We start from the raw sequence: 262 nt of genomic DNA on the forward strand, positions 1-262 counted from the left end.
GAAATCAGATACTTCGCTCTAAAGAGCTCCCCATCACAGCTCAACGTTACAGGAAGCGGATTTGCCTACTTCCACGCCTTACTGCTTGGGCGTACTCAACCAACGGTACGCTTATCTTATCCTACTGCGTCCCCCCATTACTCAAACGGCGGGGAGGTGGTACAGGAATATCAACCTGTTGTCCATCGTCTACGCCTATCGGCCTCGACTTAGGTCCCGACTAACCCTGAGCGGACGAGCCTTCCTCAGGAAACCTTAGTCA

Annotated in this window: 1 rRNA gene; it reads right to left on the reverse strand. The window is 52.7% G+C overall.

The window, feature by feature from the left end:
* Positions 1 to 261 (reverse strand): 23S ribosomal RNA (locus tag C9J34_RS21670); the annotation flags it as partial.
* Between the last annotated feature and the right edge of the window lies 1 nt (position 262).

This window comes from Metasolibacillus meyeri (assembly GCF_003049505.1).
GTDB classification, from domain to species: Bacteria; Bacillota; Bacilli; order Bacillales_A; family Planococcaceae; genus Metasolibacillus; species Metasolibacillus meyeri.